Genomic DNA, 22,450 nt, shown 5'->3' with positions numbered 1-22,450 from the left:
GGGACACCGCATGCCTACGCAGTGTCGTGGGAAGGTGCTGCCTTGGCGATCGCGCCCCGGGCGCCGGCCGCGAAGTCGACGATCGTCACGATGCGGTCGGCGCGGACCAGGCCGTCGACGCGGGCGACGAAGTCCTGTCCGGCGGTGTCGACGGCGCCGTCGATGCCGTCCGGGGCGGCGGTGCGCAGCTCGGCGGGCATGGTGTCGCCGTAGCCGGCCGGTACGGCGCCCAGGCGCCGCAGGTAGTCGTGGTTGGCGGTGCTCGCCGTGCCGATCACGCGGTGGCCCGCGGCGACCAGGAGCTGGGTGACGGCGCTGCCGACGGCCCCGGCGGCGCCGTTGACCACGAGGGTGGACGCCGGAGCCGGGTCGAGCAGGCCGATCACGCGCTGGGCGGTCTCGGCGGAGGTGACGAGGGCTGCCGCGAGCCGGGGGTCGAGTCCGCCGGGCAGCTTCGTCAGGCGCTCGCGGCGGGTGACCGCGACGGCGGCGAAGGCGCCCGAGTCAGCGAAGCCGGCCACCGGGTCACCGGCGGTGAGGTCGTCGACGCCGTCGCCGACCTCCAGTACGGTGCCGGCGATGTCACTGCCGATGACGACGGGCAGCGGCAGCGGAAGCATCTCGGCGAGGTAGCCGTTGCGGATCTTCCAGTCGAGCGGGTTGACGGCGATCTGCTCGACGCGGACCTTGACCTGTCCCGGGCCGACCTGAGGTTGGGCCACATCGGTCAGGGTCATTCCGTCGGGTCCGTAGGTGTTCAGGGTGTAGGCGCGCATGGTGGTGTTCCTTCCTGTGGGGGTGCTCGGCGGGGTGGCGGTTCAGAGCGCCGGCAGGGTGCCGTCGAGCGTCGGGTAGTCGGTGTAGCCGTGCCGGTCGCCGCCGTAGGCCAGGCTCAGGTCGGGCTCGGCGAGCGCGGCACCGGTCGCGAGGCGGGTGACCAGGTCGGGGTTGGAGATGAACAGCCGGGCGAAGGAGACGGCGTCGGCCTTCCCGTCGGCGACCAGGCCGAGCCGGCCGGACTGTCCGGCGGTGTCCGCGTCCGCGGGGTTGAGGATGAACGTGCCCGACCATGCTGCCCGCAGCTCGGGCGTCAGGGCGGGGGCCCCGGCCTCGACCAGGTGGAGGTAGGCGAGGCGGAGGGTGTCGAGCTGGGCGACCAGGCGCGGGTAGAGCGTGGCGTGGTCGGCTTCGACGGTGTCGCCCAGGCCGTTGGCCGGGGAGAGCCGGATACCGGTGCGCTCGGCGCCGATCGCCGCCGCGACGGCCCGGGTCACCTCCAGGGTCAGCCGCATCCGGTTCTCCGGCGAGCCGCCCCAGCGGTCGGTGCGCAGGTTGGCGTTGGTGGCCAGGAACTGGTGGAGCAGGTAGCCGTTCGCGCCGTGGATCTCGACGCCGTCGAACCCGGCGTCGACGGCGCCCCGGGCCGCGGCGGCGAAGTCGGCGATCGTCTCGGCGATCTGCGCCTCCGTCAGTTCGTCGGGGACGACGTGGTCCTGCGGGCCGGTCGGCGTGAAGATCTGTCCCGCCGCCTTCACCGGCGAGGGGCCGACCGGGGTGAGCGGGCCGTGTCCGGCGGCCTCGGTCGTGCTCGGGTGGCCGATGCGGCCGGTGTGCATGAGCTGGGCGACGATCGTGCCGCCCGCCGCGTGCACGGCCCCGGTGACCTGGCGCCATGCCGCTACCTGCTCGGCCGAGTGCAGGCCGGGCGTGGCGGGGTAGCCCTGCCCGATCACGGAGGGCTGGACGCCCTCGGTGATGACCAGGCCGGCGCCGGCCCGCTGCGCGTAGTAAGTCGCCGTGTCGGCGGTGGGCAGCGTGCCGTCGGCGCGGCTGCGGGTCATCGGGGCCATGACGATGCGGTTGCGCAGCTTCAGGTTTCCCGCGGTGGTGGGGTCGAAAGCGGTGGACATGGTTGCTCTCCCGAGTCTCGGAACGGTCGGATACTTAGCCGAACAACTAAAGCGTAGACCGCATTCCTTAGCCGGACAACTTTTTTCGGAGTACCCTCACGGCATGCGAGAACAGCCGACAGAACCGACGGAACCGACGGGATCGACGGGATCGACGGAACAGGTCACGCCCACCGGGGCGGGCCCGGTCAGCCACGCGATCTTCCGTGTGGCCCGGCTCCACCGGGCACTCGCGGGCCGGCTGCTGCGGGAGACCGGCCTGCACACGGGACAGGAACTCATCCTGATGGCCCTGTGGGACCACGGCCCGCAGCGGCAGGTCGACCTGGTCGCGGCGGTCGAGACGGACGCTCCGACGATGGCGCGCAGCATCGCCCGGCTGGAGAAGTCCGGCCTCGTCCGCCGCAGCGCCTCCCCCGATGACCGGCGGGCGGTGATCGTCGAGGCCACGGAGGCCAGCCTGGCGCTGCGCGCCAAGGTCGTCGACGCCTGGGCGGAACTGGAGCGGCTGACCACCACCGGCCTCGACCCGGCCCGGCAGGCCGAGATCCTGGCGAACCTCGGCCTGCTGGAGTCCGTGCTCACGGAGGCCGGCCACTGAGCGCCGAGCAACTCGCGCGCGGCGGGCGCGATCTCCGTGCCGTACCGGCGGATCAGCCGGGGTCGTCGCTCATCAGGACGAACATGTCGATGCCGGGCACCTGACCCAGCTCGGCCGGCGCCTCGGGGTGGACGAGGCCCGGCCCGATGTTCAGTACGCGGCGGTTCGCGGCCGGTTCGCGGCCGGCCGCGAACGCGGCGTCGTCGATGCGCCGGTTCGCCTCGGTGACGGCAGCCGGTGAGTCCAGCTCAGCGTGGGCACCCAGCCGTCCGCGCGCCTGCCCACGAGGCACACGTCACCGACGGCGCAGGCAGCCAGCTCCTCGTCCGGCCAGCAGCGGCGGCTCGTACACGTCCGTGGTCCCGAAGCCCTGCAGCGTCTCCTGCACGGTGATCACCACCAACCACTCGCGAACTCTCAGTCCGCGTCGGCGCTGCGCGAGGTGAGGATGCGGACGGTGCGCTCCCCGGTGTGTCCGTCGCGGCCGTGCCAGCAGCGGTAGTTGTCCAGCACCAGGATGTCGCCCTCGTCGAGCCGGAAGCGGGGGAGGGACGGTTCGATGTCGTGCACGGCGTCGGTCAGGCGGGCGAGCTGGGCGCGGACGTTGTCGCCGTCGGGGTCGCGGTGGAGCGGCACCGCTCCGTCCGTGCGGCGTACGACGCGGCGTCCGGTACGGGTGAACTCGACGTGTCGTCCGATCCTGGGGACGGCCGGCAGCCCGCGCACGTCCGCCCAGGCGCCGTACAGGTCGACGTCGGTGCCGGTGAGGAAGGTGTGCAGCGCGGGGTCGGTGGTGGCGAGGCCGTCGACGAAGGCGTACGCGTCCAGCGCGAAGGAGTCGCCTCCCTCGGGTGCCGGCCGAGCGCACTGGACGAGGACGTGGTCCTCGTCCGGGTGGCGCCTGCGGTGGGGGACTCCGCCGATGTCGACGACGAGGTCGAAGCTGTCGGCGTGCAGGTGGACGGGGCTGCCCGAGCGCGAGGTGCGGACCCGCAGCGGGTACAGCTCGCGGAGTCGGTCGCCGACGACCTGGGCCGCGGCGACCACCAGGGCGTCGGGCGTGTTCTCGTGGCCGGTGAGGACCACCGCTCCGTCGCGGGCGAGCAGTTCGCGTGCCTCGCCGGCGTCTCCGTGCGGGACGCGGCCGGGGGTGATGCCCGGGCCGGAGGCGGGGTGGGTCCGGCGGGTCTGAGTGGAAGCGTGCATGACTTCAGGCTGCCCCGACAGGGGCGGTACGTCGTGGCTGTCAGGGAGTGTCGTTGCGCGCGGGCGGGCGGGAGAAGGTCCGGGCGCTGGGGGTGAGGGCGGCGACGGCCGGGGCCGCGAAGCACACGATCGCGCAGCCCACGAGGACGGCCCTGGCGCCGAAGGCGTCGATGGCCGGCGCGATGAGAGCGAGTCCGAGCGGGGCCAGACCGTACGAGAGGAGGAAGTCCAGGGAGGAGACGCGGGCCAGCTTGTCGGGAGCGACCTCGCGCTGGGCGGCGGTGAACCACGGCACGTTGAACAGTTCGATGCCGGCGCCCGCGACGGCGTAGGCGGCCATCACGACGACCGGGTGCACCGGAACGACGAGGCTCAGCGGCGCGAGGCCGTAGGAGGCGAGCCCGGCGAGTGCGGCCCAGCCGGGGGAGCGGGGACGCCAACGGGCGATGAGCAGGGCGCCGGTGAGCGCACCGGCGGTGTAGGCGGTCATCGCGCCCGCGAGGACCACCTCGGAGCCGTACGCGTCCCTGCTGACCAGGGGCAGCGCCACACCGGTCGCCGAGTAACCGGTGGCTATGACTGCCGTCAGCGCGCCCAGACCGGCGAGGAACCACGGGTGCCTCCGTGCTTCCCGTACGCCCTCGGTGAACTCCGCCACGAACGACGTACCGCCTGCTCCTGGCGAGGGTGCCGACGGGTCGCCGGTGGCCGCCGGACGTCCGCCGCGGCCCGGGACGCATGCGGCGACGACCCAGAGCAGCCCGATGCCCATCAGCAGCGCCCAGGTGTCGAGGAAGACGGCGAGCAGTGCGGCCAGGGAGGGGCCCACGAGCGTGGTGACCCGGACCGACAGCGTCATGGCCGCATTGGCCTGCTGCCGGTGCTCGGCGCCGACCACTTCGGCCGTGAGGGCCTGGTAGGCGGGCCGGCAGGCGCCCTGGCCGGCTCCCGCGATCGCGGCGGCGGTCGCCATCAGCAGCACCGAGCGGTCCAGCCCGGCGGCGATCACGGGTGCCGCGGCTCCGGCGGTCAGACCGGCCCACAGCACGACCCCCCGGCGGGAGTGCCGGTCGGCCAGCACGCCGGCCACGGGCACGGCGGCAAGGAATCCGACGGTGCGCGCCGCGAGCAGCAGGCCGAGATCGGCGGCGGTCAGTGTCCGGTCCAGCACGGCGAGGCCGAGGACGAAGGGCAGCGCCCAGGTGGCCAGGCCCGATGAAGTGGCCCCCGTCCAGAGCCGGAGGAAGGGGAGGTCGAGCAGGATCGAACGCTGCTGGGAGGGCGGGGACTGGGCGGCGGCGGGAGTGGCGGCGGGAGTGGGCACGAGGAATTGCTCCTGTCCTGTTGGCGGCGACGGACCGGATCCGATCCGGCTGCAACGTCCCTGTTCCGTAGCGCGGTTGTGTGGCGGGATCGGCCGTGGCACACGACGGGCAGCACGGCGCGGGCGACACACTATCGCAGTGATAATCATTTCCATTAGAGTGTCGTCGGCCGCCCCCGGCGAAGGTGGGGCGGCCGTGTGTCACCACCCGCTCCGGGCTGCCTGTCGGGCCGGGCGGCGTGTCGGGTTCCCGTGGGTGACCATGGTCTTTATCGGCGAGGGGAAGAAGTGAAGGTACCGCACAAGCCTCCGCCCGCGGGTCCTGGGATCTCGTCCCGCGCGGGCGCGGCCGGTCCGGCCGAGGCGTCGGCGCCCCGGTCCGCGGGCGGCGTGCGAGCCCGACTCGCGTCTCGCAAGGTACTGCTGCTCGGCTGCGCGGTGCTGGCCGCCGTGCTGCTGGCGTCCGTCGTCGTCGCCATCGGCCTCGGGCCCGCCGTGGTCCCCCCGGGCGAGACCGCGCACCATCTGTGGGCGGCACTCAGTGGAGGGCGCATCCGGTCCGGCGAGGTGACGACCTATCAGATCATCTGGCAGATCCGGACGCCGCGCGTGCTGCTGGCGGCACTGGTGGGGGCCGGGCTGAGCGCGGTCGGTGTGGCGATCCAGGCCATGGTGCGCAACGCCTTGGCCGACCCCTTCGTCCTCGGGGTCTCCTCGGGTGCCTCCGTAGGTGCCGTCGGGGTCACGGTCACCGGGGGGCTCGCGGTCCTCGGCATCCACGCCGTCTCCGTCGGCGCCTTCGCCGGTGCGCTGGTCGCCTCGCTTCTGGTGTATGCCGCTTCCTCCAGCCGGGGTGCGCTGTCCCCGCTGCGCCTCGTGCTGACGGGCGTGGCCATGTCGCTGGGTTTCCAGGCTGTCATGAGCCTGATCATCTATTTCGCGCCGGACAGCGAGGCGACGAGCATGGTCCTGTACTGGACCATGGGCAGCTTCGGGGCCGCGACCTGGGGCGCGCTGCCCGTCGTCGCCGCCGTGGTGCTGGCCGGACTGGCGGTCCTGTACCGGTACGGGCGGACACTGGACGTCCTCTCCCTCGGCGACGAGACCGCCGCGAGCCTCGGCTTCGACCCCGACCGCCACCGCAAGGTGCTGCTGGTGCTCGTCTCACTGGTCACGGGCGTCATGGTCGCCGTCAGCGGTGCCATCGCCTTCGTCGGACTCGTCATGCCGCACGTGGTGCGGATGGTCGTCGGTGCCCCGCACGCCCGCGTGCTCGCCGTGGCCCCACTGGTCGGAGCGATCTTCATGGTGTGGGTCGACCTGGCGGCGAGAACCCTGGTGGCCCCGCGCGAGCTGCCGCTCGGGGTCATCACCGCGCTCGTGGGAGTGCCGGTCTTCATCGCCCTGATGCGTCGCAGGGGCTACACCTTCGGAGGGCGCTGACATGGACCTCGAACTCGACGGACTCTCCGTGGTGACGGACGGCAAGAGCCTCGTGCGCGACCTGTCCCTGGAAGTGCCGGCCGGTCGGGTCGTGGGCCTCGTGGGGCCCAACGGAAGCGGCAAGTCCACCGCGCTGCGGTGCGTGTACCGGGCGCTGCGCCCCAGCTCAGGCACCGTCCGGGTGGGCGAACAGGACCTGACCCGGCTCCCGCTGCGCCACAGCGCGCGGACCATCGCCGCCATGACCCAGGACGGCGGCGTCGACTTCGACTTCACGGTCGAGGAGGTCGTCGCGCTCGGACGCGCCCCCCACCTGCGCGGCAACCAGGCCCTCAGCGGCCGGGAACGCGACCTGTGCGAGCGGGCGATGGACCAGCTCGACATCCGGCACCTCGCGCACCGGGGCGTCCTGACGCTGTCGGGCGGTGAGCGCCAGCGCGTCCTGCTGGCCCGGGCGCTCGTGCAGGAACCGGAGATCCTCGTCCTCGACGAGCCGACCAACCACCTGGACGTCCGCCACCAGGTCGACCTGCTCGCACTGCTGCGTGCCTCCGGGCTCACCGTCCTGGTCGTCCTGCACGACCTCAACCTCGCCGCCGCGGCCTGCGACCGGCTCGGCGTGCTCTCCCAAGGCCGCCTGGTCGCCTCCGGTGCGCCTGCGGACGTGCTGACGACAGACCTCGTTGCCGACGTCTTCGGCGTCAAGGCCAGCGTCGTCCCGCACCCGCTGACGGGCGATCCCCAACTCCTGTACTCGCTCGACTCCACCCGCTGAAAGGCTGCTCACGCATGCGTACAACCCGATGTCTCACGCTGGTCCGCCGGCCTGCCGCGCTCGGCTCCGCCCTGGCGGCGGCCCTGGCGCTCAGCGGGTGTGGTGCCGAGGTCGAATCGGACGCCGAGGACTCCGCCACCGTCACCGTCAAGCGGTGCGGTGAACCGGTCGAGTACACGGTGCCCGAGCGGGCCGTCGCCTATGAAGGCGGCAGCGCGGACAAGCTGTTCGCCCTCGGTCTGACCGAGCATGTGCACGGCTATGTGATGCCGCCCGCGAACCCGCCGGTGACCGAGTCCCCGTGGGCCTCCGAGTACGCGAAGGTGAAGATGCTGAGCGACGACCTCCTGAACAAGGAGGTCGTGGTCGAGGCCAAGTCCGACTTCGTGGTGGCCGGCTGGAACTCCGGCTTCAAGGACGAGCGGGGCATCACGCCCGAGATCCTGGACAAGCTCGGCATCCAGAGCTTCATGCACACCGAGAGCTGCTTCAACTACCCGGGTTTCCCCGAGAAGATGAGCCCCTTCGAAGCCCTGTACACCGACCTCGAACGGCTGGGCAGGATCTTCCGGGTCGAGCAGAAGGCCACCGAAGTCGTCGACGGATTGAAGAAGCGCGTGGCGGACGTCGAGGCGAAGGCCCCGGACGGCGATCCGGTGCCCGTCTTCCTCTACGACTCCGGCACCGACCAGCCGTTCACCGCGGGCAACCAGGTGCCGCCCAACGACATCATCAAGACCGCGGGCGGCAGGAACGTCTTCGACGGCCTCGACGAGCGCTGGACCCAGGTCAACTGGGAATCCGTGGCCGAGAGCGAGCCCGAAGTCGTCATCATCCTCGACTACGGCGACCTGCCCGCCGAGAAGAAGATCGACTTCCTGAAGAAGTCCCCGCACACCAGGGAACTCCCGGCCGTGAAGAAGAACAACTTCTTCGTTCTCGACTACAACGAGGGCATCAGCGGTCCCCGCAACATCGACGGCCTGGAGAAGTTCGCCACCTACCTGCGTGAACTCAAGGGCTGACGTCCTGCACGCCACGGCCTGCCGGGCAGGCGCGAACGCCGCCGGACAGGCCGTTGTCCGGCGTGGTCGCGCGCCGTCCCGTTGTGTGACGAGGAAAGGACTCCATGGACATCGACCGTGACGCGATCGGCCCGGCGCTGCTGGAGCAGCTGCCCCCGCCGCTGCCCGCCGACCTGATCATCTCGCTCAACCAGCCCAAGGCCGACCTGCACACCACTCGCCGCTACGAGTGGAACGGCTGGACGTTCGACGTCCCGCCCGGCGTCTTCATCCCCGGCTGGACCAGCCGCCTGATCCACGAGCGGGTGCTCGACGGCCGTATCGAGACCCGCGGCCTGCGGTACGCCGCCATGGGCGTCGGCCTGGGCGTCGAGGCCGTCGCGGCGGGCGTCCGGGGCGCTCGGGAGATCCACGCGCTCGACGTCCACCCCCAGAGCGTGGCCGCCGCCACCGGCCACTACCGGCGTCTGGTCGGCGAGCGCCCGGACACCGCGTTCCTCCCCGCGGTGAGCGACGTCTTCGACGCTCTGGCCGAGGACGTCCAGCTGGACGTCGTCACCTTCAACCCGCCCGCCGTCAGCCAGACCGTCAGCGACGACCCGGACGTCGTACGCAACGTCTGCGTGGGCGCGCCGCTGCTGGCGAAGTTCTTCGCCCAGATCGCGGAGAAGGACCTGCTCGCCCCCGGTGGCGCGATCTACGTCATCGCCTCGAACACCGCGGATCTGCGGGCCCTGGTCCGGCACGCGACGGACCACGGACTCAGCCCCGGATCGACCATCTCCACGACTGGCGGGACGGCGTGCTGACCTTCCTCTTCCGCATCACCCACGACACGCCCCGCCCCGGAGGACAGCGATGAAGAACACCGACGAACTCCTCGCGGCCGTACTGGCGGGCGACCACGGCCCCCGCCCCGCCGACCTGGTGGCCACGAGCGTCTTCTGGGTGCACCACGGCACGCGGCTGGCCGGCGGGAACACCACATACCTCAACCAGTACGTCCTGGTCCGCCTGGGCGGCTCCTTCGGCGCCTGCGCCTTCGAGGCCGGCGAGGTGGACGCGACCATATGCCGCGACGCCTCCGGGTCCTCCCTCGACGCCCTCCTGCGCGAGGGACCGAGGCCGCTGCGGATCGCCGCGCTCGACGCCTGCCTCAGCGCGGCTCGCCCGCACCGGGAGGCTCCGGAAGCGGAACCGGTCACCCTGCCCGCCGGGACGCCCGAGACCCGCGCGCTGGCCCGGGACGCGGCCATCGCCGGGCTCCTCGACATCGAGGCCGGTGCCCGGGTCGGCCTGATCGGGGTGGTCAATCCACTGGTGGCGGCCATCCGCGAGCGTGGCGGTGATCCCCTGCTCTGCGACTTCAACCTGCGCACCACCCAGTGGGGCGACCCCGTCACCGACGACATGCACGAGGTCCTCGACACCGCCGACGCCGTGGTGGCCACCGGCATGACCCTGAGCAACGGCAGCTTCGACACCGTCGTGGCCCGCTGCCGCGAACGTGGGAAGCCCCTCGTGGTCTACGCCCAGACCGGCAGTGCCGTCGCCCGCGCCTTCCTCGGCACGGGCGTGACCGGCCTGTCCGCGGAGCCCTTCCCCTTCTCCCAGTTCAACGCGGAGCCCACGGTCCTGTACCGCTATCGGTCGGCGGCCGCCCGGTGACGGACGCCACCCGGCGAGCGGCACCCGGCCGGGGCCCGCACCGCACGACGGGTACCGGGCGGGCCCCCTGCCACCACGGTGAGATCCTCCAGGGCTACTTCCGCGACGGGAACGGCCACCTCGCACACGGGCTCGTCACCCTCCCGATGGACGGACCGGGCAGCGCCGCCCGCTTCGTCCGCAGGCCCGGCAGCCGGCCCGGTGAGGTGACGGTGACGCCGGCCGGCCGTACGAAGGCGCGCGAGGCCGCCGTCCTCGCGCTGCGCGAGTGCGCCGCCCTGCGCGGTCGGGAACCGGGCGGCGGCGAACTGACGCTCACCGGCGACCTGCCGGTCGGGCTCGGTATGGGCTCGTCCACCAGCGACGTCATCGCCACGGTGCGGGCAGTCGCCGACTCCTGGGGTCTGCGGTTGCCGCCGGAGACCGTCGCCCGGCTGGCGGTGCGTGCCGAGGGCGCCAGCGACCCGCTGATGTACGGCCGTCGTCCGCTTCTCTTCGCGCAGCGCGAGGGCCGGGTCCTGGAGGTCCTCGGCTCCGCCCTGCCGCCCGCGGTGGTCGTCGGGTGCGCGCTGGGCGGGAGCGAACCGGTCGACACGTTGTCCCTGACCGCCCCCGTCGAGGACGGGGACATCGCCTACTACGCGCACCTGCGGCGCATGCTGCGCAGAGCGGTGGCCGACGCCGACACGGCTCTGCTCGGCCGGGTGAGCACGGCCAGCGCACGCCTGCGCCAGCGCGTCCTCGGCCAACGGGAGTTCCCGGCACTGAAGGGCATCGCCGACGCCGTAGGCGCCGCCGGGGTGCAGATCGCCCACAGCGGCAACGTCGCCGGCCTCCTCTTCGACCCCCGCGCCCCCGGGCTCAACAGCAGGCTGCGGCGCTGCGGCCGCGCCCTGGCCCGCGAAGGCATCACGCCGACCCGCACCTTCACCACCTTCGCGTCCCCCCACCGACTTGGAGGACCCTCGTGGACGACCACATATCGGAAGCCGTCGGCCGCCCGGACTTGATACGCCTCGACGACGGGCTCGTCTGCCTGCGGTTCGAGACGATGAAGATCGTCTCCGCGCTGGCCGCCGTACGCCACCTGCTCGACACCGGAGCCGTACGCCGCGGCGACACCCTCATCGACAGCTCCAGCGGCATCTACGCCTACGCCCTCGCCCTCGCCTGCCACCGCCACGGCATGCGCTGCCACATCGTCGGCTCCACCACCGTCGACCACACCCTGCGCACCCAACTCGACATACTCGGGGCCCGGCTGGAGCAGATGCCGCCCAGCAGCGACCTCAAGCTCGACCAGAGCCGCCGGGTCGCCCGCGTCCAGGAGATCCTCCGCGCCCATCCGGACTACCACTGGATGCGCCAGTACCACGACGACATCCACTACCTCGGCTACGAAGCCGTCGCCGACCGGATACACACCCAGACCGGCGGAGAATCGCTCGCGCTCGTCGGCGGCGTGGGCTCGGGCGCCTCCACCGGCGCCCTCGCCCACTACCTGGCCAAGCGTTCCGTGGACGTACGGCTCGTCGGCGTCCAGCCGTACGGCAGCGTCACCTTCGGCAGCGAACACGTCGCCGACCCGGAGATCATCATCGCCGGCATCGGCAGTTCCATCCCCTTCGGCAACGTCCGCCACGACCTCTACGACACCCTCCACTGGCTCGCCTTCGACGCCGCCCTCGCCGGCAGCGTCGACCTGCTGCGCCGGCACGCCGTATTCGCGGGCCTGTCCACCGGAGCCGCCTACCTCGCCGCCCAGTGGGAACGACGCGAAGAGCCGGGCCGCACCGCCCTGTTCATCGCCGCCGACACCGGACACCGCTACATCGACACCGTGTTCGCCAGGCACGGGGAGGCAGCCCGGGTCGAGGACCTGGCCCCACGGCGGGTCCGCGGCACGGAGGAACTCGCACTTCCGTGGTCACGCATGGACTGGAACGGGTCGCCCGCACCGGTCGACGCGGTGCCCGGGTAGGGCCGGACGGTTCACCGCGGCGGCGGGCGCCGACACCTCAACGCTCCGCGCAGGGGTCGCTCGGCTCGGCGATCGTCCTCGGCGCCCGCACGCCACGGACCTCCGCCCCGACCGCCGACGCGTCGGCAGCGCAGCACGCGATCCGCAGCCGGATTCACCTCAACGCCCCCACGGGCAAGGGCGCACGAGACCGACCACGACGACGACCTCCGAGTAGCCCGCACGCTCGACCGGGAAGTCCGTCGAGGGCTGGTCGCTGTTCAGGGGCGTTGCTCCGCGGAGCCCGGGCCCGGAGCGATCCGGGTGAAGCCGCACCTGTCGCAGACACCGGTCAGTTCCACCGTGTGCTCGACCTCGGTGAAGCCCATGCCTTCGGCGACGCCCTCCGCCCACCGTTCGACCACACCGGCCTCGACCTCCGCGCTCAGGCCGCAGTCACGGCAGACGAGATAGTGGCGGTGCCCGTCTGCGGGCCGGGGCCGGTACAGCCGCTCCCCGCTCTTCTCCCGTACGACGTCGAGCTGTCCGGACCGGTCCAAGGCGTGGAGAGTCCGGTACACCGTGGTCAGACCAATGGTGATGCCGTCGGCTTCCAGTGCTTCATGCAACTCCTGAGCGGAGGTGAAGCCCGCTCGCTGGTGCAGTGCGGTCATCACGGCCGTCCGTTGGCGTGTCGGGCGCAACGGGGCCGGCAGCTGTGTTGCGGCTGTCTCGCGCAGGCTGCCCACCTCCCAAGTGATGAGATGAAGCACATGGTAATCATTTCCATAAGAGATTCAAAAAACGGTTGGGGCACCTTCGGCAGTGTCGGACTGTCTCGCGTCCGCGTCCGCGTCCGCGTCCGCATGCGCGAGCAGGCCGCCCGCGCCCGCTCCTTGCCCGGGGTCACCAAGTCCTCCCGCTGAGCGTGCCTGCGGAGGTCAGGGCAGGCGCAGGAGGTTGAGCCGGTAGCCCTCGGCCTGGGGGAGCCGCTGCGCGGCCATGGCGGACACCATCTGCTGGTAGGGGAGCGGCAACTGGGCCACCAGTTCCTCGGGCAGGCTCAGGTACGGCCCGGTGGTGTGCGAGGCCACCTTCGCGGCCCAGGTCCGATCCGTCACCGAGGCCGCGAGCATCGTCCGTCGGGGGCTGTCGGTGAAGAAGTTCCGGCGCAGGGCGATCACGTCGGGCAGGTCGAGTTCGTACCAACGGGCGCGGCCGTTGTCGACGCGTTCGTGGCGGGTGTTGAGCCCGGTGCCGATCTCGACCACGGTGGCGTCGGGGTGAGTGGACAGGAAGTCACTCACCCATCGGTCGAAGAGGAGGGTGCGCAGCAGCGCGCCGGTGAGGCTCGGGAGACCGTCGAAGCGCCCGAAGTCGTAGTCGATCGAGGCGACGATCTCTTCGGCCCGTGCGTCCCTGAGCAGCGCGTGTTCCTTGCGGTTCTCCACGGCGCGGGCGTACAGCGGGATGAGGAGGGTCTCCTGCACCGTCCCCAGGCGCGGCTTCTTCCTGTCGTCCATGGGCGGCCTCTCTGACACAGGTGCGTACCGGGCCGGACGGTGCCGTGGCTGCGACCACCGCCCGGTCCGGAGATTCAGCGCCCCGTCACGGCGGTGAGGGGGTCGTGCTCGTGCGTGCAGCTCTCGTCGATGCCGTAGGTGTCCCAGGCGGGGAAGGGGTCGGAGGCGGGCGGGGCTTCGCCTTCCCGGACGAGGCAGTCGGTCAGGGCGGCCCGCAGCGGCTCCGCGTCCAGATGGATTCCGATGAAGACGAGTTCCTGGGCGAAGGGGCTGTCGGCGTCACGTGCGGAGGAGGGCTCGAAGCGGGCCACCGAACCGGCCTGCGACCACAGTCCCGTCACCCGGGGCCGGCCGGCGAGGGTGAAGAAGCCCTTGGACCGGAGCACCTGCCCGTAGGCGCCGCTGTCCATTGCCTGGGTCACGAACGTCCACAGCCGCTCCGGGTGGAAGGGCCTCGCGGAGCGGAAGACGGTCGACGAGATGCCGTACTCCTCCGTCTCGGGGATGTGGTCGCCGTTGAGTTCCCTGACCCAGCCCGGTGCCTGCTGGGCCCGCTCCAGGTCGAAGCGGCTGGTGCCCAGCACTTCACGGACCGGTACCCGGCCCCGTTCGGCAGGCACGATGCGGGCGGCGGGATTGAGCCGCGCCAAGGCGGCGCGCAACTGCTCGGCGGCGGCGGACTCGACGAGATCGAGCTTGTTGAGGACGATGACGTCGGCGAACTCGATCTGGTCCATCAGCAGGTCGCTGACCGTGCGCTCGTCGCCTTCGTACTGGTCCAGGCCCCGTTCGGTCAGTTCGTCGCCGCCGGCCAGCTCGGGCAGGAAGTTGGCGGCGTCCACGACCGTGACCATGGTGTCCAGGCGGGCCAGGTCGCCGAGGGTGGCGCCGTCGTCGCGGGCGAAGGAGAAGGTGGCGGCCACCGGCATGGGCTCGGAGATGCCGGAGGACTCGATGAGGAGGTAGTCGAAACGCCCCTCGCGCGCCAGCCGGTCCACTTCCTCCAGGAGGTCGTCCCGCAGGGTGCAGCAGATGCACCCGTTGGTCATCTCGACCAGGCGTTCCTCGGTGCGGGACAGGGCGGCCTCGCCGCCGCGCACCAAGGCTGCGTCGATGTTGACCTCGCTCATGTCATTGACGATGACCGCGACGCGCAGACCCTCGCGGTTGCCGAGGACGTGGTTGAGCAGGGTGGTCTTTCCGGCGCCGAGGAACCCGGACAGGACGGTGACGGGAAGGCGCCGCGAGGGGGCGTGGGTCATGCCGGGGTCAGCCTTCCGGACGGAGGAGACCGCGCTCGTACGCCTTGGCCAGCCGCTGCGGAACGAGGTACGGCACGCCGTCCACCGTGACGGTCACCAGCTGCGGTGTCGTGGCCTTCCACTGCGCGCGGCGGTGCCGGGTGTTGCTGCGCGACATCTTGCGTTTGGGTACGGCCATGGGGACCTCCGGGCGCGATCGGTGAGCGGGACAGACGATACATGAAAATGGATGTCATTACGATCGACGCTGCCGCAGTCTCGCGGTGTGCCGCCCGCGAGGCCTTCTCCACCTGACTGCAGGGATCACCAGGGGACGGTCCGGCCGAATCGGTCCAGATACGCCAGGCCGGGCGAGCCCAGTCGGGAGAGCAGTACGTCCACCAGCAAGGGGACGGTCTCCTCGATGGTGTACGGCGCATCCGGACCGCCCAGGGCGGTGCGTATCCAGCCCGGCGCCAGGAGCACGAAGGCGCGCTGCGTGTCCCCCTGCCGGGCCGCGAAGCTCCGCAAAAACATGTTCAGGGCTGCTTTGCTCCCCCGGTAGACCTCGCGGCCTCCGGTCGCGTTGTTCGTGATGCTGCCCTGTCCGGAGGACATCGCCCCGATGAGTCCCACCGGGGACACCAGGCCCTCGAGGGCTTCGATGACGCGCATGGGGCTCAGCGCATTGGTGACCATCACGTCGATGAAGTCGGCTGTCGCAACCCTGCCGATGGGCGTCTGCTCATTGTTCGTCGTGCCCGCGTTGACGAAGAGCACGTCGAGTCGGCGGTGCGCCAGACGCTCGTGCAGCGGGAGCAGGTGGCTGGGGTCGTTGATGTCGAGATGCTCGATGGTCACCAGCCCGTCGGCGCGGTCCGCGAGGTCGTGCAGCGGCGTTCGGGCTGAGGTATCGCGAGCGGTGCCGACGACGTTCCAGCCCCTGCCGAAGAACTCCGCCGCCATCGCGTGACCGAGGCCGCGTGAGGCCCCGACGATGAGAGCGGTCGGTGGGTGTTGTCCGGTGGAGGTCGATGACATGCGGCGTCATCTCCGTTCTTCGCGCGTTGGACTCCGTTCGGGCTCCGTCGAGGCCCCGGGATCGGCACAGGGCGGTGTCCGCTGCCGCGGTCCTTCAACCCGTGCGGTTCAAGTGTTTCGCCCGCACCGCGTCGCAGGCGAGCTACGAGCGCTCGTTTGTAGGGTTGGTGACATGGCAGGGGCGCTCATGACGGAATCCGCTTCGATTCAGCCCGACGATGTGCGAATCATTCGTGCGTTGCAGATCGCTCCGCGGGCTCCGTTCGCCGCGATCGCGACCGCCCTCGGCCTGACCGAGGGTGCCGTCAGCCGCCGGTATCGCCGCCTGCGCGCCGACGGCGTCATCCGCGTGGCCGGCATGGTCAACCCGGGCGCCCTGGGACAGAGCAGGTGGCTGGTGCGGCTGCGCTGCCGCCCCGGCAGTGTCGCGGCGATCGCCGACGCGCTCGCCAGGCGTGACGACATCAACTGGGTAGCCCTGGGTGCGGCGGGCTGCGAGGTCACCTGCGCGACACAGTCCCGGACGCGGGAACAGCGCGAGGACCTTCTGGGGCAGCGGCTTCCCCGCACCGCGGCGGTGATCGACATCAACGCCTTCGCCATGCTCCGGCAGTTCCTCGGAGGCCGCGGCCACTACTGGTCCGCCCTGCAGGGCACACTGTCCCCCAAGGAGGAAGCAGCGCTGGGGAGCGGCGGGCCTCCTTTCACCGAGTCTCCGGTCGTCACCCGCGAGCCGCTGCGCCTCACCCCCGAGGACGAGAAGTTGCTCGATGCGCTCGCCGTGGACGGCCGCGCCAGTCTCGTCGATCTCGCCACAGCCGCAGACCTCACTCCGGGACGCGCCTCGCGGCGCCTTGAGGCTCTGCTCCAGCATCGCGTCGTCCACATCGACGTCGAGATCGCCGCAGCAGCCTTGGGCTATCACGCTCGCGCGCACCTCTGGCTCCGCGTGCACCCGTCGGCGGTGAAGAGCGCGGGCCGCACACTCGCGCAGGAACCCGAGATCGCCTTCGCCGCAGCCATCTCCGGGCCCTGGAACGTTCACGCCGTCGCACACACCCGGGACCTCGACGAACTGTTCGAGTTCACCTCGGAACGCATCGGGTCCCTGACCGGACTGCAGAGCATGGAGATCTCACCCGTGCTCAAGTACGTCAAACAGGCCGGCACCCGCCTCCAGGACGATCGCCTCGTCGAGCCGTCCAACGCTCGTGCGCGACGCTGAGAGGCTGTGCCGCGACCAGCCGCTCGACGGGTGCCGAACCTGCTGAGGCGTCTTCGACCGCGAGCCGGACGAGGCGACGCCACGACTCAAGGACGAAGGTGCCGTCCACGATCAGCACCGTGTCTCGGCGGAAGCGCCCCCGAGGCCGCAGCGCGAGCAAGGGCCCGAGCCGGCTCACGATCCGGCCCGCGGCCGACTTCCAGATCCCGACCAGGGGAGCCAACTGCCGCAAGGTCAGGTTCGTCCGCCAGTACGCCGGTGCTCACAGGGCCATTCCCTCTGTGGGGGACCCTGTGGGCGCTGTCCGGCCTTCGGAGCTGACCGCGACCCAGAGGGCGAGTGCACAGGACTTACGCCCCTCCGGCGGACTCATGTTGACAACCCGTCAGGTGGACGGCGAGGCCCCCTGGGTGCGGTCCGGGTAGAGCGCCTGGCTGCTGCCCCAGAGGCTGCTGCGATTGAGGTGGTCAGGGTGCCGCCGGACCATGGCGCTGTAGAAGCGCTCCGGTGTCGGCTCTGTTTCCAGCAGCTGGTCGGTGTCGGCGAGGTAGCGGCGGGTCTCGCGGATCTGCCGGGCCGCGTCGTCGTCGTACCGGTGGTTCTTGTGGCCGGCGACGATTCGGCGGGCGCCGAGTGCTTCCACAGCGGCGATGGCACGGCGCCAGGCGTCGCGTCCCCCGTCACGGGATTCGACGAGGTACTGATGGACGCCGTTGTAGACGACGTCGCCCGCGACGACCAGGTCGAGGTCCGCGATGTGCAGCACGCTGGTGTCGTCGGTGTCGCTGTGCCCGACGCCGAGGACCGACAGCGCGTGTCCTTCGAGGACGAGCCGGTTTCCGAGGTCCTCGGCGGCGACGGCCGTGACGGGTGATGCCGGGATCTGTCCGGGAAGGATCTTGTCCCAGAAGCCCGCGCGCGCCTCGGCGGCGCGGTGCATCTGCGTGATGGTCCCGCCCGTGGCCACCACCTGGGCGCCGGGAAACCGGTCGGCCAGACTTTGGGCGGTGAACCAGTGGTCGCCGTGCGCGTGGGTGGCGAAGATGTGCGTGAGCCTCCGGCCGATGGCGCGGACGCGGTCCGCGACGGATTCCGCCTGGGCGGTGGTCAGCGGCGGGTCGACGAGTACCACCTCCTCACGGCCGAAGACGAGTGTCGTGGACACCGGCGCCCAGGTACGCGCGTCCCCATCGGGCGTGCGTCCCGGCAGGGCGAGCGGGATCGCCTCGGACACGATGACCTCGTAGCCGAGCCGGGTGGCGCTCACCGCTCCGCTCCGAGCGAGACCAGAGCTTCCTCGGCCTGGGCCCGGTTCAGCAGTCGCACCAGGCTCCCGGGCCGCGTCGAGGCGGAGGCCGCGACGGCGACCGCACCGATCTGCGCGGAAGTGACCTGGGCGGGGTCGACGGCTTCGACGAAGCGGGTCGCCACGGGGCCGAGTTCGAGGAGGAACACGCGCTTGGCGCCCTGAAGCTCGACGGTGAGCACCTGGTGCATCATCTGGAGCGCGGTCTGCTCCATGCTCACCAGGCCGCTTCCGGGGATGGGGACGTGGGCGGACTCGCCGACGACGATGGAGTACGCGCCCTGCCGCGTCATGCGCGGCAGGGCCGCGCGCAACACGGCCATGTGCGCGGTCGCCAGGCCCACGAAGGCCGCCTGCCAGTCCGCCTCGTCGATCTCCCACAACCGCTTGCCGTGCCACCAGCCGCCGATCGGGGCGACGACGTCGTCCACGCCGCCGAGCCGGTCGACCATGGTCGCGACCAGCGCATCCGCGCCCGCGAAGTCGGTGTAGTCGTGCTCGAACAGGTGCAGGCGCGCGGTTGCGGCCTCGCCGAGCAGCAGGCGGAACTCCTCCGCTCGCTCCTTGCTGCGTGTGGGCACCACCACCTGCGCGCCCGCCGCGAGATAGGAGCGGACGGCGCCTTCCCCGACTCCTCCGGTGCCACCAGGGATCAGGACTCGCCGACCGGAGAGGTCGGGATGAGGGTTGCTGTCGGACATCAGGATGCTCCTTCGGCCAGGTCGGGGTCGGCAGCAGATCCCGCCGACTCCTTCCGTTGGGACCTCCAACGTTGGCTTGCCCAACGTAACACTGATTGGTTGGGGCGGCCAACGTTTATAGTGAGTCCATGGGTGATGCGAACGACGACCTCCAGCCGCCGGCACGACTGCGGGCACTCACGAGCTGGCAGGCGAGCAGGGTCTCCACGATCGGGGCCCGCATGACGGCGAAGTACATGCCTTTGACGGCGCGCTCCGACTTCGCCGTCCTCGCCGCACTGGAGGAGTACGGCGCGCTCAGCCAGGCCGATCTCGGCAGGCGGCTCGGCCTCGACCGCAACGACGTCAGCGGCATCGTGACCCGGCTCCAGACCGGCGGTCACCTCGACCGCCAGGCCGATCCAGACGATCGACGCCGCAACCTCGTCACCATCAACCAGGCCGGCAGGCGCTATCTCGAACAGATCCAGCGGAACGCGGACAAGGCCCAGGCCGAACTGCTGTCGAGCCTGGACGAAGACGAGCGCGGGCAACTCCACGCGCTCCTGGTGAAGGTCCTGGAAGGACACAAGCCCGAACCCGCGTAGCAGGGTCCGGTACGGAGTCCGGTCGTGAACACTGGCACCGCGCCCGCCGAGGATCTCAACCGGGCAGATCAGCCGACACGGTGGTCTCCTCCAGCCGGTCCACAGAGCTCCCTCCCGGTCACGCTGCCCTGCTTTCCTCCGAGGCGACCGCTGTGCCACACGCTGCGGCCACGGCGTCGGTGATCGCCGAGTGGCCGGTGTACCGGCACAGGTTCCCGGACGACGTACTCGCGTATCCGCTCGCGGTCCGGCCTGGGGTACACCTGCCCCGTGGTCCATGCCTCGAAGGCGGGACCGTTCGGGTCGCCGCCGAGCGGCATGAGGTGCTCGAACGGTCAGGCGTGCTCGATCTGCGGGATGCCGTCCGCCGCGCGCCAGACCAGCAGCAGGTCCGCATAGCCGACCTGGGGCGACGGGGTCATGATGCCGAAGCTGGGCCGGCGGGCCGGTCGGGGGGAGCCGGTCACTTCGAGTCGATCCTGCCCAGCGGCTCGGCGGCCGCGATGAGGGCCTCCCGGGCAGTGGGCCACGCCTGGGCGTCCAGGCCGAGTGAGGTGCGCAGATAGGCCAGGGTGAGCTGCTGGACAAGTGCGACGCGTTCGGGGTTCTCGTCGGTGGTGCGGGTGTCGAACGAGCCCTGGATGCCGCCGAGGCCGTGCTCGGCGCCGAAGAGGGTGAGCAGGTCGGTGGCGCCCGGGGCGAGGCGGTAGCCGTCGGTGAACCAGTCCGGGCCGCGCACCGTCAGCGGGGACTGGTCCCGGTCGCCGGCGACGATCAGGCTCGGGGCCTTGAGCTCGGAGAAGTCCGGGCTCATGAAGGGGAAGTACTGGACGGCCAGCGGGGACAGGTCGTCGCCGCCGGTGCCGGGCAGGCACAGCAGGACCGCGGCCCGCACCCGCGGGTCGGCCATGCTCTCGCCGGGCGTGCCGTCGGCGTCCACGACCCGCGCGCCGACCAGGGTGCTTGCCGACTGGGCGCCCCAGGAGTGTCCGGCGACGGCGACGCGGTCGTGGTCGATGCGGCCGGCGAGGCCGGGCACCTCGGCCTCGATGACGTCGAGGTGGTCCAGGACGCCGGTCAGATCGTCGGTGCGGATGCGCCACACCCGTGGAGTGCGCGGGTCGTCCGGGGCGAGGCCGAGGGAGTCGAGGTGGGTGGGCTGGACGACGATGAAGCCGTGCGCGGCCCAGTGGGCGGCCAGCGGTGTGTAGTCGTCCATGGTCAGCGTCGCGCCGTGGGAAAAGACGACGACCGGCAGGCCGCTCCCGGTCGTCGGCGCGGTGACACGGACCTGGAGGTCCTGGCCGCGGCCGGGAGCGGGGAGGGTGACGGGCCGCACCGAGAGGACTGGGGCGGTCGCTGGGGGCTGCGGGGCCGGTGAGAACGAGGCACTCATCGTGATGACCTTCCTGACGCGGGCGTGGGCGCCAGAGATTGGCGACCGTCTGACAGGATGAAACGGAGCAACGCTCCGCGAAACACGATACGGAGCAATGCTCCGCTTTGCAATCCGGGAGCCATGGAGCAGGACGGGCCCCCTCCGTTCGGCCGTCGGGCTCCGGCCGTTCCCGCCGACCGGCAATCCTGATCCAGTCCAACGGGCAGAACGGAAGGCTCGCTTCTTGTCCGCTGGGCTCGTGCGTTGGCGTCAGGAACGAAGGGCGCGCAGGCCGGTGCGGATTTCGCTGACGAGGGTCTCTGGCTGTTCCAGGGCCGCGAAGTGCCCGCCCTTGTCGGCCTCGCCGTAGTGGATCAGATTGCTGTAGGTGTCTTCGATCCAGCTGCGCGGCACGCGTGGGATGTCCTTCGGGAAGACGGTCACCGCGACCGGGAGCGTCACCTTCGGGCCGGCGAAGGTGAGCGACCTGTTCTCCCAGTAGATGCGGCCGGAGGACGCCGCGCTGTTGGTGAACCAGTAGAGGGAGATCGTGTCAAGGATGTCGTCGATGCCGAGGGCGTCCTCGGCGAGCCCGTGGTTGTCGGTCTTGGACTGGAACTTCTCGTAGATCCAGGCCGCCTGGCCGGCCGGGGAGTCCGCCAGGGCGAATCCGACGGTCTCCGGCTTCGTGCCCTGAAGGTGGTTGGAGCCTCCGAGTTCGCCGGTGTAGAGGGCGAGAGTCCCGACGGCGTCGCGCTGTTGGGGCGTGAGAGTGTCGGGCATCTGCGCGGGAAAGGCGTACTGGGTGTTCAGGTGGATTCCGGCAAGCCCCTCAGGCCGCGTGGCCCCGAGGGCGGTGGTGACGACGGCGCCCCAGTCACCGCCATGCGCGGCCCATCGCGTGTAGCCGAGTCGCTTCATCAGCTCCGCCCACGCGCTTGCGATGCGCGAGACGGTCCACCCGGTCTGCGTGGGTTTCTGGGAGAACCCGAACCCGGGGAGCGAGGGGACGACGACATCGAACGAGTCGGCGGCGTTGCCTCCGTACGAGACCGGATCGGTCAGCGGGCCGATCATATTCAGGAAGTCGAGGACCGAGCCCGGCCATCCGTGCGTGAGGATCAGCGGCATCGCGTGGGGGTTCTCGGACCTGACGTGGATGAAGTGGATGTCCAGCCCGTCGATCTCGGTCAGGAACTGGGGGAAGCGATTGAGCTCGGACTCGAAGCGCCGCCAGTCGTAGCCGCGCTCCCAGTAATCGACCAGAGCCCTGGCGTTCTCCACGCGAACCCCTTGCGACCAGTCGCCCACCGTTTCCGGATCCGGCCACCTGGTTCTGGCCAGTCGCTGCTTGACGTCGTCGATCTCCGATTCCGGGATCGAGACGGTGAACGGGCGGACGAGGGCCGAGGCAGGCGGCGTCGGTGCGGTCATGGCCTTCTTCTCCTCTCCGGAGCTTCGAGGCGTGATGCAGCTCTTCACTGCACACGGGTGTACAGCGAATCTCACTGTACACCCGTGTGCAATACTGGTGCC

The 22,450-nt window shown here is 71.1% G+C and carries 25 protein-coding genes and 1 pseudogene; 10 read left to right on the top strand and 16 right to left on the bottom strand.

The genetic code is table 11. The features are described from left to right. Positions 1-14: 14 nt before the first annotated feature. A complete protein-coding gene (locus K7854_RS27010; protein ID WP_226029144.1) occupies positions 15-776 on the bottom strand; it encodes an NADP-dependent oxidoreductase in 762 nt (253 codons plus the stop codon). Positions 777-818: 42 nt separating this feature from the next. Then, the gene (locus K7854_RS27005; RefSeq protein WP_226029143.1) at positions 819-1,910 is read right to left on the bottom strand and encodes an alkene reductase; all 1,092 of its coding nucleotides are present in this window, start codon (positions 1,908-1,910) and stop codon (positions 819-821) included. Between the two features lie 103 nt (positions 1,911-2,013). Between K7854_RS27005 and K7854_RS27000 the strand changes: the two genes are divergently transcribed. Further along, positions 2,014-2,511: a MarR family winged helix-turn-helix transcriptional regulator gene (locus K7854_RS27000; RefSeq protein ID WP_226029142.1), complete on the top strand. Its 498-nt coding sequence runs from the start codon at positions 2,014-2,016 to the stop codon at positions 2,509-2,511. A 52-nt stretch (positions 2,512-2,563) separates the two neighbouring features. Here K7854_RS27000 and K7854_RS26995 read toward each other — a convergent pair whose 3' ends face one another. The 3 genes from K7854_RS26995 to K7854_RS26985 form a co-directional block, all read right to left on the bottom strand. Beyond that, entirely contained in the window at positions 2,564-2,803 is a 240-nt protein-coding gene (locus K7854_RS26995; RefSeq protein WP_226029141.1) for a hypothetical protein, read from the bottom strand. A gap of 125 nt (positions 2,804-2,928) precedes the next feature. Then, positions 2,929-3,717: a TauD/TfdA family dioxygenase gene (locus tag K7854_RS26990; protein ID WP_226029140.1), complete on the bottom strand. Its 789-nt coding sequence runs from the start codon at positions 3,715-3,717 to the stop codon at positions 2,929-2,931. A 40-nt stretch (positions 3,718-3,757) separates the two neighbouring features. Continuing rightward, complete coding sequence (locus tag K7854_RS26985; protein ID WP_226029139.1) at positions 3,758-5,041, bottom strand: MFS transporter; 1,284 nt, start codon at positions 5,039-5,041, stop codon at positions 3,758-3,760. 423 nt (positions 5,042-5,464) lie between these two features. Here K7854_RS26985 and K7854_RS26980 point away from each other — a divergent pair, with 423 nt between their 5' ends. The 7 genes from K7854_RS26980 (at position 5,465) to K7854_RS26950 (ending at position 11,933) form a co-directional block, all read left to right on the top strand. Beyond that, on the top strand, positions 5,465-6,484 hold the full coding sequence (locus K7854_RS26980) for a FecCD family ABC transporter permease (RefSeq protein ID WP_308112572.1): 1,020 nt from the start codon (positions 5,465-5,467) through the stop codon (positions 6,482-6,484). Position 6,485: 1 nt separating this feature from the next. After that, on the top strand, positions 6,486-7,259 hold the full coding sequence (locus tag K7854_RS26975) for an ABC transporter ATP-binding protein (protein ID WP_226029138.1): 774 nt from the start codon (positions 6,486-6,488) through the stop codon (positions 7,257-7,259). 14 nt (positions 7,260-7,273) lie between these two features. Beyond that, positions 7,274-8,284 carry an ABC transporter substrate-binding protein gene (locus K7854_RS26970; protein ID WP_226029137.1) on the top strand — a complete coding sequence of 337 codons (1,011 nt, stop codon included), beginning with the start codon at positions 7,274-7,276 and terminating at the stop codon, positions 8,282-8,284. Between the two features lie 104 nt (positions 8,285-8,388). Beyond that, positions 8,389-9,093 (top strand): class I SAM-dependent methyltransferase, encoded by a 705-nt coding sequence (locus tag K7854_RS26965; protein ID WP_226029136.1) that lies wholly within the window; start codon positions 8,389-8,391, stop codon positions 9,091-9,093. Positions 9,094-9,142: 49 nt separating this feature from the next. Next, complete coding sequence (locus K7854_RS26960; RefSeq protein WP_226029135.1) at positions 9,143-9,952, top strand: Rossmann-like domain-containing protein; 810 nt, start codon at positions 9,143-9,145, stop codon at positions 9,950-9,952. Beyond that, a complete protein-coding gene (locus K7854_RS26955; RefSeq protein WP_226029134.1) occupies positions 9,949-10,962 on the top strand; it encodes a GHMP family kinase ATP-binding protein in 1,014 nt (337 codons plus the stop codon). Before K7854_RS26960 ends, K7854_RS26955 begins: the two co-directional genes overlap by 4 nt. Beyond that, positions 10,920-11,933, top strand: coding sequence for a pyridoxal-phosphate dependent enzyme (locus tag K7854_RS26950; RefSeq protein ID WP_226029133.1), 1,014 nt, complete (start codon positions 10,920-10,922; stop codon positions 11,931-11,933). Before K7854_RS26955 ends, K7854_RS26950 begins: the two co-directional genes overlap by 43 nt. Before the next feature lie 260 nt (positions 11,934-12,193). Here K7854_RS26950 and K7854_RS26945 read toward each other — a convergent pair whose 3' ends face one another. From K7854_RS26945 to K7854_RS26925, 5 genes are all read right to left on the bottom strand, one after another. After that, on the bottom strand, positions 12,194-12,661 hold the full coding sequence (locus K7854_RS26945; RefSeq protein WP_308112571.1) for a Fur family transcriptional regulator: 468 nt from the start codon (positions 12,659-12,661) through the stop codon (positions 12,194-12,196). Positions 12,662-12,853: 192 nt separating this feature from the next. Next, a complete protein-coding gene (locus tag K7854_RS26940; protein ID WP_226029132.1) occupies positions 12,854-13,435 on the bottom strand; it encodes a class I SAM-dependent methyltransferase in 582 nt (193 codons plus the stop codon). A gap of 74 nt (positions 13,436-13,509) precedes the next feature. Then, the gene (locus tag K7854_RS26935) at positions 13,510-14,697 is read right to left on the bottom strand and encodes a GTP-binding protein (protein WP_226029131.1); all 1,188 of its coding nucleotides are present in this window, start codon (positions 14,695-14,697) and stop codon (positions 13,510-13,512) included. 7 nt (positions 14,698-14,704) lie between these two features. Beyond that, the gene (gene rpmF / locus K7854_RS26930) at positions 14,705-14,875 is read right to left on the bottom strand and encodes a 50S ribosomal protein L32 (RefSeq protein ID WP_007387878.1); all 171 of its coding nucleotides are present in this window, start codon (positions 14,873-14,875) and stop codon (positions 14,705-14,707) included. A gap of 125 nt (positions 14,876-15,000) precedes the next feature. Then, entirely contained in the window at positions 15,001-15,717 is a 717-nt protein-coding gene (locus tag K7854_RS26925) for an SDR family NAD(P)-dependent oxidoreductase (protein WP_226029130.1), read from the bottom strand. A gap of 172 nt (positions 15,718-15,889) precedes the next feature. Here K7854_RS26925 and K7854_RS26920 point away from each other — a divergent pair, with 172 nt between their 5' ends. Further along, the gene (locus K7854_RS26920) at positions 15,890-16,942 is read left to right on the top strand and encodes an Lrp/AsnC family transcriptional regulator (RefSeq protein WP_226029129.1); all 1,053 of its coding nucleotides are present in this window, start codon (positions 15,890-15,892) and stop codon (positions 16,940-16,942) included. 91 nt (positions 16,943-17,033) lie between these two features. Here the strand turns inward: K7854_RS26920 and K7854_RS26915 are convergent. From K7854_RS26915 to K7854_RS26905, 3 genes and pseudogenes are all read right to left on the bottom strand, one after another. Then, a pseudogene (locus tag K7854_RS26915) lies at positions 17,034-17,198 on the bottom strand (transposase family protein); the annotation flags it as partial. Between the two features lie 129 nt (positions 17,199-17,327). Then, complete coding sequence (locus K7854_RS26910) at positions 17,328-18,209, bottom strand: MBL fold metallo-hydrolase (protein WP_226029128.1); 882 nt, start codon at positions 18,207-18,209, stop codon at positions 17,328-17,330. After that, entirely contained in the window at positions 18,206-18,949 is a 744-nt protein-coding gene (locus tag K7854_RS26905; RefSeq protein WP_226029127.1) for an SDR family NAD(P)-dependent oxidoreductase, read from the bottom strand. The genes K7854_RS26910 and K7854_RS26905 overlap by 4 nt, the downstream gene beginning before the upstream one ends. A 128-nt stretch (positions 18,950-19,077) precedes the next feature. On the opposite strand from K7854_RS26905, the gene K7854_RS26900 reads away from it, so the two are divergent. Continuing rightward, positions 19,078-19,536, top strand: a complete 459-nt coding sequence (locus K7854_RS26900; RefSeq protein WP_226029126.1) for a MarR family winged helix-turn-helix transcriptional regulator — start codon at positions 19,078-19,080, stop codon at positions 19,534-19,536. A gap of 335 nt (positions 19,537-19,871) precedes the next feature. On the opposite strand, the gene K7854_RS37710 is transcribed toward K7854_RS26900, so the two are convergent. The 3 genes from K7854_RS37710 to K7854_RS26885 form a co-directional block, all read right to left on the bottom strand. Next, positions 19,872-20,003: a hypothetical protein gene (locus tag K7854_RS37710; RefSeq protein WP_308112569.1), complete on the bottom strand. Its 132-nt coding sequence runs from the start codon at positions 20,001-20,003 to the stop codon at positions 19,872-19,874. Beyond that, positions 20,000-20,932 carry an alpha/beta hydrolase family protein gene (locus K7854_RS26890; RefSeq protein WP_226029125.1) on the bottom strand — a complete coding sequence of 311 codons (933 nt, stop codon included), beginning with the start codon at positions 20,930-20,932 and terminating at the stop codon, positions 20,000-20,002. Before K7854_RS26890 ends, K7854_RS37710 begins: the two co-directional genes overlap by 4 nt. A gap of 252 nt (positions 20,933-21,184) precedes the next feature. Continuing rightward, positions 21,185-22,348 carry an epoxide hydrolase family protein gene (locus K7854_RS26885; protein WP_226029124.1) on the bottom strand — a complete coding sequence of 388 codons (1,164 nt, stop codon included), beginning with the start codon at positions 22,346-22,348 and terminating at the stop codon, positions 21,185-21,187. Positions 22,349-22,450: the final 102 nt, after the last annotated feature.

It is taken from the genome of Streptomyces hyderabadensis (genome assembly GCF_020404845.1).
In the GTDB taxonomy this organism is placed as follows: Bacteria; Actinomycetota; Actinomycetes; order Streptomycetales; family Streptomycetaceae; genus Streptomyces; species Streptomyces hyderabadensis.
This window is presented reverse-complemented; position numbering and strand designations above follow the sequence as displayed.